We start from the raw sequence: 13528 nt of genomic DNA on the forward strand, positions 1-13528 counted from the left end.
GCACCCACGCTATCAGGCCGTGATCGCCTGCCTCCACGACATCTTGCGGCCGTTGTTGAGGATGGAGTTGCGGTAGATGCGCGCGGCCACCCAGACCACTGCAGCTGTCGCCGCCGCGGCCAGCGCGAACGAGCCGAGCAGCTGGGCCAGCGTGAGGTCTCCGGCCGCGTAGGTGATGGGCGCGGTAAAGATTGAGAACGGGGGAATCCAGCTTAGGGCCTGCATCCACGCCGCCGAAGTGTTCATCCACCCGAACAGCGGGATGTACATCGAGCCGATGAGGAGGAACAGGATGGGCGCCTGGGTGGACTGGAGATCCTCCGTGCGCTGCACCATCGATCCGGCAGCGGCGTAGAGCGCGCCGAAGAACAGCATGGCGAGTAACCAGGCCAGCAGCATGATGGGGAGAATGCCCCAGTCGAAATCGATGCTCTCGGTCAGGCCGGAGGCGGCCAAAGCTGCCGCGCCAACACCGATGATCAGCGCCGTGAGCGCGAAGCCGAAGATGACGTTGCCGAGGATTTTCCCGGCGAGGAAATCCATGGGCCGCACGGCGGCGAGGACAAGCTCGACAACGCGCGACGACTTCTCGGCTGTGACGCGGCTACCGATGTTGGCTGCGAACAGGATAATCGTGAAGACAATCACCATTAGCGCGGCGAACGCCGTGAGCAGTCGCGCGAAGTCGGCCGGGGATCGCTCGCCGCCGTCAGATACATCGACGGTGGTTACGGCCGTGTCCGGCACCGCGGAGGCGTACTGTTCGGCCGTGATTCCCAGCGTCTCAAGCGCTTGCGAGCTGGCGTATCCGGTCGCGATCCCCTGGATCTGGCTTACAGTGCTTATCGACGGCCCCCCGTCCTCCAGCACCTCCCAACCTTGCGGGCCGGCAACGATTGCTGTGTCGACATCGCCGTTGCGCACGAGCTGTTCGGCCTCGGCGCGGTCGGTGACCTCACGAATGTCGAAGCCGGAGCCTTCGAAAGCGCTCGCTGGGACACCGACGACCGCGACGGGCGTCGCGTCCGCTGCGTCGTCCTTGTTAACCTGCCACGTAAAGAAGCCGATCATGCCGACCACAGCGACGAGAAGGAGTGCGACGGTGATCCAGATGGATTTTGTGCGGGCGAGGACCTGGATCTCGCGGGCTGCGGTGGTAGTGATCGTCTGGGTGGACGAGTAGGAGCTGTTGCCTGCCATTACTGCACGGCCTCCTTGAACAGGTCGGTGAGGTTGGGGACGACGCGGGTGAATTCGTGCACCTCGCCGGCGGCGAGAGCTGCGTGGAGGATGCGCTGGTCCGCACCGGGGTCGCGGTCGGCGACTTCCAGGACCACGTGGTCTGCGCCATCGTGGACTAGCTCGGTGCCGGCCGGGTACCAGTCCCGGGCGGTGGTGCCCACGCGGTAGCGCAGCGGTCCGCGCTGGCGCAGCTCGTCGACGCCGCCTTCCGCCACCATGCGGCCGTGGGCGACGATGCCGATCCGGTCGCACAAACGCTGCACCAGGTCGAGCTGGTGGGAGGAGAAGATTACGGGTACGCCGTTCTCCTTCGCCCGGGAGACCAGCATCCGGCTCATCACATCGACGGCGACGGGGTCGAGGCCGGAAAAAGGCTCGTCGAGGATGAGCACGTCGGGATCGTGGATCAGGCTGGCGGCGAGCTGGACGCGCTGCTGGTTGCCTAACGAGAGGTCGTCGAGCTTGTCGTCCAGCCGCTCACCGAGACCTAGTTCCTCCAGCAGCTGCGTGCCATTGCGGGTGGCGTTCGCCGCGCTCACCCCGTGGAGTCTGGCCAGGAAGATGAGCTGGTCGAGGATCTTTTCTTTGCCGTACAGCCCGCGCTCCTCGGGCATGTAACCGATGCGCCGTCGGGTGTCGTCGGTGAGCTGGCGGCCGTCGAAAAGCACCTCACCCTCGTCCGTGGCCAGGACACCGAGAGCGATGCGCATTGTGGTCGATTTACCTGCGCCGTTCGACCCTACGAAACCGTAGATCTCACCGGGTTGGACGGTGAGGCTCATCCCGTCGAGCGCCTGGGTCTCCCCGAAGCGTTTGCTGAGGTTTCTGATTTCGAGTGTGATCATGTGCCGGATGGTACTACCTGAACGCGGTCACGTCAGTTCCACTTTGGTCACCCGCGGCAGCGCGATGCGCACGACCCTCTCCGTCGCCTCGTCGAGCGCGTCGACTTGTCCCGCAGTAACAGACAGCGGCAAGACGGTGAGCTGTTGACCCCGGCCGTTCTTGTCCACGTAACCGATGGTCACATGGCGGCGCGAGCGCGCCGCGGCGTGCAGCGTAGGCAGGAAGTCACCCCCATCGGTTTCGCTGCCGGCCGTAGAGCGCAGCGCCTGAAGAACAGCATCGACGTGTTCGGGATCTACTGCGCGCTCGCGGGGGATGGTTGAAGGAGTCGGTGCGACCAGCTGTGGTTCGGGGGCCACGGTCAGCGCTGCACCGGATTCGTCCTCTGCGGCGGGCTGGAAACCGCATGCGCGAAGTAGCGCCATCAACTCCGGCAGCGGTAGCTGTGAGACGGCGACGGTGGGGCTTAACACCGACAGCTGGGGGATTGCCGCGGCGGCCGACGCGATAAGTGCTTCGTCATCGCTGCGCAGGTAGCTCAGCGCTGTGCCCGCGCGCAGCGCACCGTGGTGGCGCGCGGCGTCATCGATGGCGAAGGTGATGCCCTGCGGCACCTCGCCGACAGCGTGCGCGCCCAACCACGCTTTGAGCTCGGGTCCGGTGCGCCCGGAGTTCAGCGCGCGGCGCACGGAGCTGGCGGTGACGCGGTACACGCTGGCCACGCCGGGGGACTCGAGATCGGCGAACGACTCAATCACCGCGGTCATCTCCGGAGTGAGCGGCCCGGGGGCGAGGATAGTCATGTCCGCCTGCGGAATCAGGTAGTCCACTTCGTCCGGCACGAGGTCACGGGTGGCGGCGACGATGTCCCTGCCCTCGATGAGGGCGGTCAGCGGCGCTGCCGCGGAGTTCTCCGCGAGTGCCCCGACGAGGTGGCCCTCGCGCACCACGGCGCTGATCAGCTGCGGTGACATACCGGCGGCGAGGATGGGGGAGAAGTGGTGCAGGTCGGCGTCCAGGTCGTCGCGGCTCAGCGGCCCAGGGGCGAAGAGCTTGACGACGCCCCACCGAGCGCTGCGGATCTCCGGCGCGCGCGTTTCCTCGCTGAGCAGCCTCGCCCCGGAATCGGCGCGCCATGGGGACGCGAGCCATCCCACCACGAGAACGGCCCACTGCTGCGCGAGCGGCGAGTCCATCCAAGAGAGTCCGTCGCGGGTCGCGGCGAGAGCACCCGTGTCCTCGCCCACGTCGCCGCGCCCCAGGAGCCCGGCGGACTCGCCCACCGTAACGGTGAGCGAGGGGTCGAAACCGAGGGCCTTGGTCAGAGCGGCGACGGCCCGCACGCCGACGCTTCCGTCCTTGTTCAGCTCCACCGGTGCGGCGATGAGGTGGGTGAGCAGCTGGCGCATCTGACGCACTGATTCGAGCCCGGCGGCGGTGGAGGTCGCGTCGATAAGCGATTGCTCGACGGGTTCCGACGGCGGGTGGGGTTCGAGCGGGTAAGTACGCACCGCCGCGCAGCGCAGCATTTCGCGGACCGGGCGCGGCAGGCGCACGGTGGTGGCGTTCACTCGGGCAAGAAGCCCGCGAGAGATGAGGCGCGGCACAGGCAAGTCCGGGTCGGCGTCGGGGGCGGCGCCGCGGGTGGTGCCGATGGAACCGGAGGCGGCGAGAGTTTCTAAAACCTGGCGCTCGCGCGGGCTGATGGAAGACAGGGCCTCGGCGAGGTTGTCGGGCGCGGGATCGAGGATGCGCCAGCCGGACGGAAGCGCGGAGAGTACCCCGGGGGCGACACGCAGCCCGTCGTCGGGGCCGAGGAGCAGTGCGTGGCTGCGCAGCTTGTTTAGGGGGCCGGCGAGCTGGAAGGGGAGGTTGATACTGCTCAGGGGCACTGGGTCGAGCTCCGCCCCCATGTCACCGAGCGTTTCCAAAAGGGCAATGTCAGCGGCCGTGAGGCGCCGCAGGGCACGCGCCACTGAGCCCGGGAGGGTGAGCCGGGTGGCCAGGGAGGCCAGCGACGGGGGAGCGGGAAACGTCGCGTCCGGCCGGATGCGGATGAGCTCGCGCAACTCCGCGTCGCCCATTTCGGACAGGGCGGAAAGCAGTGTGGAAAGCGGGGTGGATAGCGGGGCAGACATGGTGGGGGTGAGTTTACGTGCGTTTCCGTCGCGGACGTGAAAGAATGTGGCCATGGCTTCCAACGTTGACAAGATCGGCCGCGCGAACCCGGCGTGGCCCGTAGATACCCCTGGTAACGGTCACCCGGTGACGGAGATCTCCTCCAAGCTCGCAGGCGCTTCCAGCCCCTTTGGTGACGAGCTGGTTCTGCCGCGCCCGTACGAAGAGATCGGGTACGTACACACGACCACCCGAATCAACCGCTAGCTGGAATTTCTGCCCCCGCCTGGTGCGGGGGTTTTCTCGGCACAGCCACTCTAGACAGCTTGGTACGTAAAGCGTAGACAAAGCGGTGAGGAATCGGGTACGGTCTGGAGCGTTCACATCCACCCCGCACACGGAGGAATTACATGCTCGCTTCGGGCCTTCTCGTCGGCGTCGCCCTCGGCGCAATCATGCAGAGGGGACGTTTTTGCGTGACCGGCATGATGCGCGATGTCTTTCTGCAGAAGAAGGGCCGCGGTCTCGTCGCCCTCTTCATCGTCATCTCGGTCCACGCCGTCGGTCTCGCCGCGCTGACCTCGCTCGGCGTCATCGCGCCGGACTACCGCACGTTCCAGCCCGCGGCCGTCATCGTCGGCGGCTTCATCTTCGGACTCTCCATCGTCCTCGCCGGTGGCTGCGCCTCAGGCACCTGGTACCGCTCCGCTGAGGGGCTCGTTGGATCTTGGTTCGCACTGATCTTTTACGGACTGTCCGCGGCGGCGATGAAGAACGGTGTCCTCCATCCCTTCGAGACCTGGATGAGACAGTGGGATACCGGCTGGACCACGCTGCCTCAGACATTCGGCATCCCTGCCTGGTGGTTCGCCATCGCGCTGTCGCTGGCCACCGCGTGGGCGGCACACCACTACCTCACGGAGGACGCGGTGCGCCCGAAGGTCTCCCTCCAGCAGCCGTGGTACAAGAAAGCGCTCCACCCTTACACCGCTGGCGCACTGATCGGCCTACTCGGCGTCATCGCGTGGCCGCTGTCGGCAGCGACCGGGCGCAACGACGGCCTGGGTATCACCACCCCGACCGCCCACACCGTTTCCTACGTCACCACGGCCGACCCGAAGTTCCTCAACTGGGGCACGCTGCTTGTGCTCGGACTCCTCGTCGGCGCGTTCATCGCTGCCAAGGCCTCCGGAGAATTCCGTGTCCGCGTTCCGGACGCAACTACGACGGTGCGTTCGATCGTCGGCGGCGTCGGAATGGGAGTCGGTGCCGCACTGGCCGGCGGCTGCACCGTCGGCAACGGCATGGTCCAGACCTCCCTGTTTAGCTACCAGGGCTGGGTCGCCCTCGGTTTTATCGCGTTCGGGGTTTACGTAGGATCGAAGATCTGGCTCAAGCCCTCCGCGGTTGCCGCGCCGACCGCAGCCGGAACCTATTCCACTGAGGACTCCATCCATTCCGCGGAGGACGCGGTGCTCACTACTTCCTCCGCAGGAGGTTTCCAAGTTGCCACGGGTCTCATTACCGTGCCCGCGGCGCAGAAGAAAGTTACCAAGGCGCGGCCAGTCGGGCCCGGCCGCTACAAGCTGGATACGCTCGGCGCCGTGTGCCCCTTCCCGCTGATCGAAGCGAAGGACGCGATCAGTGAGCTTGACGACGGCGAGAAGCTGGTCATCGACTTCGACTGCACCCAGGCGACGGAGTCCATTCCCCAATGGGCTGCCGACAACGGCCACGCGGTGGAGGGCTTCGTGCAGAACCGCGACGCCGGCTGGGAGATCACCGTGGTGAAAAACGCCGCGCGTTAGCGGCCCGTGACCTGAGCGATGACGGCGTTGATGTCGCCGGCGAGGATGGCGTCGATAAGCGTCTTGTTAGCCAGGTAGAAACCGTTGTAATCGTTGCGGTTAGCCGCGTACGTGGTCTGGATCTGGACCGGGACCGCAAGGTTGTAGTTGTTCAGGTTCGCCGCGATGGCCTTGTAGAGGGCGTCGACCTGGAGGGCCTCGGGCTGCGCGGAAGTTTCTGCGGAGGCCTCGACGGGAGCGGAAGAAGCGGGTGCGGGCGCCGGAGCAGCCTGTGCATCGCGGTTGGACGGTGCGGAGTTCAGGCCGAGACGGGCGGAGCAGGCCGGCCATGCGCCCCAACCCTGGCCGGCCAGGGTGCGCTCACCGACGATGATCTGCTGCTCGCGGGTGGCCTGGTAGGCGTATGGGGCAAAATCGCCGCCGCCGTATGCGCGCCAGGTGGAAGCTGAGAACTGCAGGCCGCCGGAGTAACCGTTGCCGGTGTTGATGTTCCAGTTGCCGCCGGCTTCGCACTGCGCGAGGCGATCCCAGTCGGAATCCGGGGCGGCGCTAGCGGCCGGCGCCATGATGCCGGTGAGTGCGGCTGCTGCCGCGGTGCCTGCGAGCGCCTTCTTGGCGAAGGATGCGGTTTGTTTGGTGTGGCGTCCCATGAAGATGTTATTCCTCTCTTGTTGACCGCCTGCGAAGTTAGCTGTCGGGTTCTGGCTGAAGGTGCCAGGCCGCTGAACGCGGCTTCACCCCTAGGAGAGTCCTCCTGCGCAATGCGCGTGTGGGTTCTCCGCTTCTGCCCAATAAAAGTCGTGTCTGGGAAAGGGTTGAGGCCGGGCAGAACTCGGCGTGGCCTCAAGAAATTGCTATGCGGTTATACGCCCTCGATCGGGTCTGCGGGCGACTATATCGGTTTATAACGATTGAGTCACGTAGGTGAAACGAAATGACTTACCACGCGCCACATCTACCCTGGTGGGGTGGGCGCTTCCGCAGCTCAGGAGCCAGCTCCGTCGATCAGGTGACTTATGTCACACAACACGCGCTGAGGACATTTTTAGGTGACACGGTTGCAAAGGGCGGTCCACAGGTCTCGCCTCACGAGACCCTCAGGGCGGCTGCGCCGGAATAGTACAATGGCGGTTCTCGAGAGGAAGGAAGACGCATGCCCGTTGGAAAAGTGAAGTGGTACGACACCGAGAAGGGTTTCGGTTTCGCGTCGAACCCCGGCGGCGAAGACGTTTTCGTAGGCAAGAATGTGTTGCCCGAAGGCGTCGAGGAGCTGGTCGCCGGCCAGCGCGTCGAGTTTGATTTCGCCGCAGGCCGCCGTGGGCCCCAAGCGCTGCGAGTCAAGGTACTGGACAACCCGAAGCGCCGCCCCAGCCACCGCTACAAACCGGAGGAGCTGAACAAGCTGCTCGCGGACATGATGACGGTTCTGGAAACCCAGATTCAGCCGGCCCTGGAGGCGGGGCGGTACCCGGAGCGCGCCCACGGCAAGCAGGTTGCTGAAATCCTGCGGGTCATGGCGAAGGAGCTCGACGCCTAGGAAGCGACGTCGAACCCGACCGACCACGTCGCGATGACCGGGATCTCCTGACCACTGTCATTCGTGTCCACGGCCAAGGCGGAAACCTCCGCCACGACAAGCTGGGCGCCGTCCTTCACCGCGGGAACTGTGCCGTCCGTCGCCTCGCCCGACTGGAATATTTGTTCCTCGTTGGCGGACGGGTCGTCGTAAATGCTCAGCAGCCGCCAGCTCGTCGACGCCAAGTCCTTCGGCACGGCAACCGTGACGTCCACGGAGGTGTCGAGCGGCATGGTGGGGGGCTCGCCACCGTCGCACTCGGCGTCGAGCTCGCAAATGGTGTACGGCTCAACCTCGAGCGTGTTCTCCCCGCTGCTGACGCTCACTTGCATCTCGCGGACGGGCTCGGCGGGCTTGTTCCGCTGCCACTGGGCCACGAGGTAAAAACCGCCGACGAGCACAACTGCGCCGACAATCAGGACGGTGAGAAGCTGCCACGGCTTAACCTTCATGGGTGACAAGCCTACTGAGGCTAACGGGCCGGCTCGAAGGTGACCCGGTACAGGTCGGGCCAACGCTTGCCGGAGAGGTAGAACTCATCGGTGCCGGGGATGTGGGCAATGCCGTTGAGCACGTTGTTCGGGTCCGGCGCAGCGTTGTTGGGCAGGGACGAGGCATCGATGACTGCGGTGACTTCGCCGGTGGAGGCGTCGATACGCATGATGTCGGTGGTGAGGAACACGTTGGCGTAAATGTCACCACCCACGCACTCGAGCTCGTTGAGGTGCTGCACTGGCTGGCCGTCGAGGGTGACGGTGAAACGCTCACGCTCAGCGAAACTGGCGGGGTCCATGCGCCGCAGCTGCGAGGTGCCGTCTGAGAGAATCACCTCACCCTGCCGCGAGCACACTCCCCATCCCTCGCCCGCGTACGTGGTGCGGCCGAGCTCCTCCAGCGTCCCGGCGTCGCGCCTCATCGCCACCCCGTCTTGCCAGGTGAGCTGCCAGAGGTCGTCACCGGCGCGGGTGAGACCCTCGCCGAAGAATGCAGGATCGATCTGTTCGCTCGCGATCTCCTCGCCCTCGGGGGTGGCGCGGTACACGCGCGACTCGCCGACCTGCCCGGTCCCGATGTACAAGGTGCCGTCCTGCGCCACCTCAAGGCCCTGCGTGAAGCTCTCCGTGTTGAAGTCGTAACGCTGTTGCACAACCGGGACGAGCCGCTCGACCTGGTCTTGCGCCCCACAGGACACGAGCGCGGAGGACAGCGCGGTCGTCGCGAGCGGCACGGCACAGAGAAGGTAACGAGGCATGGCCTCTATAATAAGCACCGTGTCTCAGCCCGCGTCTCAGTCCGCCTCTCGGCCCAGGAACCGCTCCCGTTCAGGGAGGCGCAGCAACAGCCCACTGCTTGGCTCCGGCGCCGTAGCCACCGCGCGTCAGGCCCTTGAGGAGATCGCCGAGGGTGAGATCGGCCCGCACATCGGGGTCGCGGCGGTGTCACCCAACGTGGCCACCCACCGCTTCGAAGCGGACGTGCCCGGCTACCCCGGGTGGGAGTGGAACGCGGTTGTCGCCTGCGCCACCGGTTCAAGCTGGGTGACCGTCAACGAGGTCGCCCTCGTGCCGGCCAACGACGCCCTTCAGGCGCCGGACTGGGTGCCGTATTCCGAGCGGCTGCGCCCCGGAGATCTCGGTCCAGGCGACGTGATGGAGCCCGCGCCTGACGATCACCGTCTGACCGACGACTCGTTTGACAAGGACGCGGTGACCTTCGTCGGACGCGAGACCGCCCGGTACCTCACGAGCACGGGGCTTGAGGAGGCGAAGCAGCGCTGGCGGACGGGTGATTTCGGACCGACCAGCGAATTCGCGGAGTTAGCCGCGATGCACTGCCGCACGTGCGCGTTCTACATCCCCATGGGTCACCCCCTGGGGGAGAACTTCGGCGTATGCGCCAACGAGTACTCGGCTGACGGCCACCTCGTCGCCTCCAGTTACGGCTGCGGCGCGCACTCGGAGACCAAGGTCGCGGGCTCCGATCTCGGCGACGCGGAGAACCTCTACGACGACGAGCAACCGGTTTTCTAGACCCAGATCAGACCTGGACCGCGCGCGTCTTGCGCATCTCGTTGACCGCGCGATGCGAGGGCACCCCCGCGCGGTTGATTGACGTGCGCCCGGCAACGAGCGCGCCGTACTCCCGCCAGCGGGTGACCAGCCGCGCGCCGTAAATCGGGTCCACTACCCAGGTCTCCGACAGCATCAGGTCGCGGACGCTGAACCCGAAGGCGGTGTTTGCGATCTCGCAGCCGTGGTCCGCGAGGATCCCCAGCACCCCGTCGAGTGCGATAGACGGGGTGGTGCCCGGGTGTCCCGAAACGGTGACCACGCCCTCGGAGACGGTGAGCAGGGGAGAGAAGATGGCCTGGACCACGCGGGAGGAGGCGTCGGCAAGCAGCCCCTCGTGGGTGGGCAGGCCGACGAGCACGCTGCGCTGCCAGCCGAGGTCCGGGCCGTTGTGACCCGGCTGAGAGCGTTCGTCGCGCACCGGGAGGGCTTCGACAGTGATCTCGGCGGGCGCGGGCGCCAGAGGGCGCAGCGCGAGCGACACCGATCCGCGGGACACTTCCAGCACCGCTCGCCGGGTACCCGTGATCGTGGCCATCCGAACTCGCAGGCGGTTCACCTCGGCCGCGGAGACACCCAGATCCCGCACGGCGCGGGCGTACGCGGGCCCGTCAATGACGGTCCCGTCGGCAATGACGAAAGTGAATACGTGCACTAAACTTCCTGCATTTTCAGTTTGGATTTTCTTCCCGGCGGTGTAAGGCTATGACACGAAAATTTCATCTTCCCGTCAGACAAGGGGACAATCTCGTGAGCTCTAGCTGGCTTGACCGATACTTCCACATATCCGAGCGTGGTTCGACTGTGGGAACGGAAATTCGCGGCGGCGTGGTCACCTTCTTCGCCATGGCCTACATCGTCCTGCTTAACCCGCTGATCATCGGCACCAGTCCCGACCGTGAGGGTGTCGTCCTCGGGATCCCGCAGGTGGCGGCCGCCACGGCGCTGGCTGCCGGTGTGATGTCCATTCTGTTCGGCGTGGTGGCGAAGTACCCCTTCGGCATTGCCGCGGGCCTGGGCCTGAACACCCTGGTGGCCGTCACGTTGGTCGGGCAACAGGGCCTGACCTGGCCGGAAGCGATGGGTTTGGTCGTCATCGACGGCATCATTATCTGCATCCTCGCCATCTCCGGGTTCCGCTCCGCAGTGTTCCGCGCTATCCCGGACTCGATGAAGGTGGCCATGAGCGTGGGTATCGGCATGTTCATCGCGCTCATCGGGCTCGTCGACGCTGGCTTTGTCCGCCGCATCCCCGACGCCGCGATGACGACCGTCCCGGTCCAGCTCGGCATCGGCGGCTCCATCGCGTCGTGGCCGACGTTCGTTTTCGTCGTGGGCCTCGTCATCTGCGGGTTCATGGTGATCCGCAACATCCCGGGCGGCCTGTTCATCGGCATTGTTGCCACGACGGTCATCTCGTTCATTGTGGAGGCGCTGACCGGCGCGGGCTCCTCGGTGGACAACCCGCGCGGCTGGTCGTTAGCCGTTCCACGCATCCCGGATTCCCTCGGCGGGGTGCCCGACCTGTCGATCGTGGGGGATATCGATCTAATCGGCGGGTTCGTCCACGCCGGTGTAATCGCCGCGTCGTTGCTCGTGTTCACCCTCGTGCTGGCGAACTTTTTCGACGCGATGGGCACCATGACCGCGCTCGGCCGCCAGGGAAACCTGGTCGAAGCTGACGACACTCTGCCGGGCATGAAGCGGGCGCTGGTCGTCGAGGGCGTGGGCGCGGTCGTCGGCGGCGCCGCATCCGCCTCGTCCAACACCGTCTTCGTCGACTCCTCGGCCGGCATCGCCGACGGTGCCCGCACGGGCCTGGCCAACGTGGTTACCGGCTTGCTCTTCCTCGCCGCGATGTTCTTCACCCCGCTATACGAGATTGTGCCCATCGAGGCAGCGGCCCCGGTGCTCGTTGTCGTCGGGGCGCTCATGATGATGCAGGTCGGCCAGATCGACTGGAGCTCCTTCCACATCGCCCTGCCCGCCTTCCTGACCATCGTGGTTATGCCGTTCACCTACTCCATCGCCCACGGCATCGGCGTCGGCTTCATCTCGTTTACCCTGATGGCGCTGTTTGCTGGCAAGCGTCGCGAGATCCACTGGATTATGTGGCTCATTTCCGCGCTCTTCGTCGTCTTCTTCGCGCACGGCCCCGTCATGGCCGCGCTCGGCGTTTAACATGCGCACGCTTATCGACGACCCCGCCGACGCCCGCCTCGACGACATCCGCGACCTCAAGCACTCTGACTCACGCGGGGGGCTGGTCTACGCCGAAGGGCCGCTGATCTGCGGCCGGTTGGTGGGATCTCGTTTCCCGCTGCGGTGCGTGATTGGTTTCGGCGGCCGCCTGGACTCCTTCCTCGCAGACTACGGTGCCGAGCTGCCCGAGGGGGCGCCCGTCTACGAGGTCTCGCGAGCGGTGCTGGCGGAGGTGGCGGGTTACGACATGCACCGCGGCCTGCTCGCGGTGGCCGACCGGCCTGAGCCCCACACCGTGGCGGATGTCCTCGGGGGCGCGCGCACCGTGCTCATCCTTGAAGGCGTGGGCGACCACGAGAACATCGGCTCCATGTTCCGCAACGCAGCCGGGATGGGCGTCGACGGGGTCCTTTTCGGCGCGGGCACCGCCGACCCGCTTTACCGGCGCAGCGTCCGGGTGTCTATGGGCCACGTCCTGCGCACCCCCTTCGCCCACCTCGATGGAACGGCGACGACGTGGCAGCGCTCGCTCGACCAGTTGCGGGAGGCTGGGTGGCGTCTCGTCTCCCTGACGCCCGCCGATAACGCTGAGCACCTTGCCGACGCGTTGGTGGATGACGCTGGCCAGCCCTGGGAGAAGGTGGCGCTGCTCGTGGGCGGGGAGGGCCCCGGTCTGACGGAGCACGCGATGCGCGCCACCGACATTCGCGCTCGTATCCCGATGGCGCCCGGCACTGACTCGCTCAACGTCGCCACCTCGGCTGCGATCGCCTTCTACGAGCGGCAGCGCAGTCTGCGCTAGCCGAGTCAGCCCCGGTCGGAGTGGCGAATGCGCTCCTTCACGCCCGCTACGAAAGCCCTGGCGCGCCGGGACAGGGTGCGCCCCACCCGTTTCGCGGCGGCTAGGGAGGCGTCGGCAAGCTCGGCGAACTCCCCTCCGTCCTCCTCGGTGTCGGGCGCGACGTAGTCGTCGTATCCCTTGTCTTTCTCGGCGAAGCGGGAAGCCACCTGCGCCACCGACTTCGTCGCGGGCGCCGGCGCGGCGATCCGCGGCTCGGGTCGCCCGTCGACGGCGTAACCCACGACGTTGAGGTCGGGACCCTCCGGGGTGACCTCCACACCGATCCAGCTCTCTTGGGCGGCGCGGGTGAGCTCCTTGGGAACAAACGGCAGTGAGATACCGCCGAGCTGCTCGGCCGTCTCGCCTGCCCAGTACGGGGCCTCGAAGGGCTCCGGCAGCCCGACGTCCTCCGCGACGACGTCGCGTGTGGAGGCGAAGGCGCGGCGCAGCTCGTCGCCGGAGAAGTGCGCGAAGCCCGCGAAGTCGGAGTCGGTGCCTTCGGCAAAGATGTAGGTGTCGGCGGAAGGAAGGGCCGTGCGCAGGAAGTTGGCGGTGTCGGAGACCGTCTCAACGTCCGGGACGAAGGTCTGGACGACGGCGACGCCCGGGTAACCCGCGATGTAGAACTCGGCGCGCCCCGGCCGTGACGAGCGGTTCAACGGGAACTCGCCGATCGGTGTGATCGGCCATGCCGGGTTGATCTGGGCCAGCAGCTTGCGACCGAAGCCGCGGTCGGCCTTCGGCTCCGCACTGAGCACCTCACCGGGTTCGGCGGCGTCGACGAACCAGAACGTCACTACAGAGGGGAAGGGCATCGCGGCTGGTC

General features: G+C 66.4%; 14 protein-coding genes and 1 riboswitch. Of the genes, 6 read left to right on the forward strand and 8 right to left on the reverse strand.

Annotated features, from left to right (window positions below; all coding sequences use genetic code 11):
• Positions 1-12 precede the first annotated feature (12 nt).
• Genes G7Y29_RS02940 through G7Y29_RS02950 form a run of 3 tightly spaced genes read right to left on the reverse strand, consistent with a single transcriptional unit; the run spans position 13 to position 4226 of the window.
• Positions 13-1200: an ABC transporter permease gene (locus G7Y29_RS02940; RefSeq protein WP_165001903.1), complete on the reverse strand. Its 1188-nt coding sequence runs from the start codon at positions 1198-1200 to the stop codon at positions 13-15.
• The gene (locus tag G7Y29_RS02945; protein ID WP_165001904.1) at positions 1200-2087 is read right to left on the reverse strand and encodes an ABC transporter ATP-binding protein; all 888 of its coding nucleotides are present in this window, start codon (positions 2085-2087) and stop codon (positions 1200-1202) included. The genes G7Y29_RS02940 and G7Y29_RS02945 overlap by 1 nt, the downstream gene beginning before the upstream one ends.
• Positions 2088-2114: 27 nt before the next feature.
• Positions 2115-4226, reverse strand: a complete 2112-nt coding sequence (locus G7Y29_RS02950) for a helicase-associated domain-containing protein (protein WP_165001905.1) — start codon at positions 4224-4226, stop codon at positions 2115-2117.
• 52 nt (positions 4227-4278) lie between these two features.
• Here G7Y29_RS02950 and G7Y29_RS02955 point away from each other — a divergent pair, with 52 nt between their 5' ends.
• Both G7Y29_RS02955 and G7Y29_RS02960 read left to right on the forward strand, forming a co-directional pair.
• Entirely contained in the window at positions 4279-4473 is a 195-nt protein-coding gene (locus G7Y29_RS02955) for a hypothetical protein (RefSeq protein WP_165001906.1), read from the forward strand.
• Between the two features lie 143 nt (positions 4474-4616).
• Positions 4617-6014 carry a YeeE/YedE thiosulfate transporter family protein gene (locus tag G7Y29_RS02960; RefSeq protein ID WP_165001907.1) on the forward strand — a complete coding sequence of 466 codons (1398 nt, stop codon included), beginning with the start codon at positions 4617-4619 and terminating at the stop codon, positions 6012-6014.
• On the opposite strand, the gene G7Y29_RS02965 is transcribed toward G7Y29_RS02960, so the two are convergent.
• Complete coding sequence (locus G7Y29_RS02965; RefSeq protein ID WP_165001908.1) at positions 6011-6664, reverse strand: resuscitation-promoting factor Rpf1 domain-containing protein; 654 nt, start codon at positions 6662-6664, stop codon at positions 6011-6013. The two genes, G7Y29_RS02960 and G7Y29_RS02965, sit on opposite strands and share 4 nt — an antisense overlap.
• Before the next feature lie 8 nt (positions 6665-6672).
• Positions 6673-6829, reverse strand: a riboswitch (cyclic di-AMP (ydaO/yuaA leader).
• 338 nt (positions 6830-7167) lie between these two features.
• On the opposite strand from G7Y29_RS02965, the gene G7Y29_RS10935 reads away from it, so the two are divergent.
• Positions 7168-7551 (forward strand): cold-shock protein, encoded by a 384-nt coding sequence (locus G7Y29_RS10935; protein WP_165001909.1) that lies wholly within the window; start codon positions 7168-7170, stop codon positions 7549-7551.
• Here G7Y29_RS10935 and G7Y29_RS02975 read toward each other — a convergent pair.
• Together G7Y29_RS02975 and G7Y29_RS02980 are read right to left on the reverse strand one after the other, a co-directional pair.
• Entirely contained in the window at positions 7548-8042 is a 495-nt protein-coding gene (locus tag G7Y29_RS02975; RefSeq protein WP_165001910.1) for a DUF2771 family protein, read from the reverse strand. The genes G7Y29_RS10935 and G7Y29_RS02975 overlap by 4 nt on opposite strands.
• Before the next feature lie 20 nt (positions 8043-8062).
• Positions 8063-8842: a glutaminyl-peptide cyclotransferase gene (locus G7Y29_RS02980; RefSeq protein WP_165001911.1), complete on the reverse strand. Its 780-nt coding sequence runs from the start codon at positions 8840-8842 to the stop codon at positions 8063-8065.
• On the opposite strand from G7Y29_RS02980, the gene G7Y29_RS02985 reads away from it, so the two are divergent.
• Positions 8841-9620, forward strand: coding sequence for a DUF3027 domain-containing protein (locus G7Y29_RS02985; protein WP_165001912.1), 780 nt, complete (start codon positions 8841-8843; stop codon positions 9618-9620). The two genes, G7Y29_RS02980 and G7Y29_RS02985, sit on opposite strands and share 2 nt — an antisense overlap.
• A gap of 7 nt (positions 9621-9627) precedes the next feature.
• Here G7Y29_RS02985 and G7Y29_RS02990 read toward each other — a convergent pair whose 3' ends face one another.
• Positions 9628-10314 carry a hypothetical protein gene (locus G7Y29_RS02990; RefSeq protein ID WP_165001913.1) on the reverse strand — a complete coding sequence of 229 codons (687 nt, stop codon included), beginning with the start codon at positions 10312-10314 and terminating at the stop codon, positions 9628-9630.
• Between the two features lie 50 nt (positions 10315-10364).
• Between G7Y29_RS02990 and G7Y29_RS02995 the strand changes: the two genes are divergently transcribed.
• Positions 10365-11840 (forward strand): NCS2 family permease, encoded by a 1476-nt coding sequence (locus tag G7Y29_RS02995; RefSeq protein WP_165001914.1) that lies wholly within the window; start codon positions 10365-10367, stop codon positions 11838-11840.
• Between the two features lies 1 nt (position 11841).
• Complete coding sequence (locus G7Y29_RS03000; RefSeq protein ID WP_165001915.1) at positions 11842-12663, forward strand: TrmH family RNA methyltransferase; 822 nt, start codon at positions 11842-11844, stop codon at positions 12661-12663.
• A 5-nt stretch (positions 12664-12668) separates the two neighbouring features.
• On the opposite strand, the gene G7Y29_RS03005 is transcribed toward G7Y29_RS03000, so the two are convergent.
• Entirely contained in the window at positions 12669-13517 is an 849-nt protein-coding gene (locus tag G7Y29_RS03005) for a DUF6928 family protein (RefSeq protein ID WP_165001916.1), read from the reverse strand.
• Positions 13518-13528: the final 11 nt, after the last annotated feature.

Origin of the sequence: Corynebacterium qintianiae (genome assembly GCF_011038645.2) — a bacterium.
Lineage (GTDB): Bacteria > Actinomycetota > Actinomycetes > Mycobacteriales > Mycobacteriaceae > Corynebacterium > Corynebacterium qintianiae.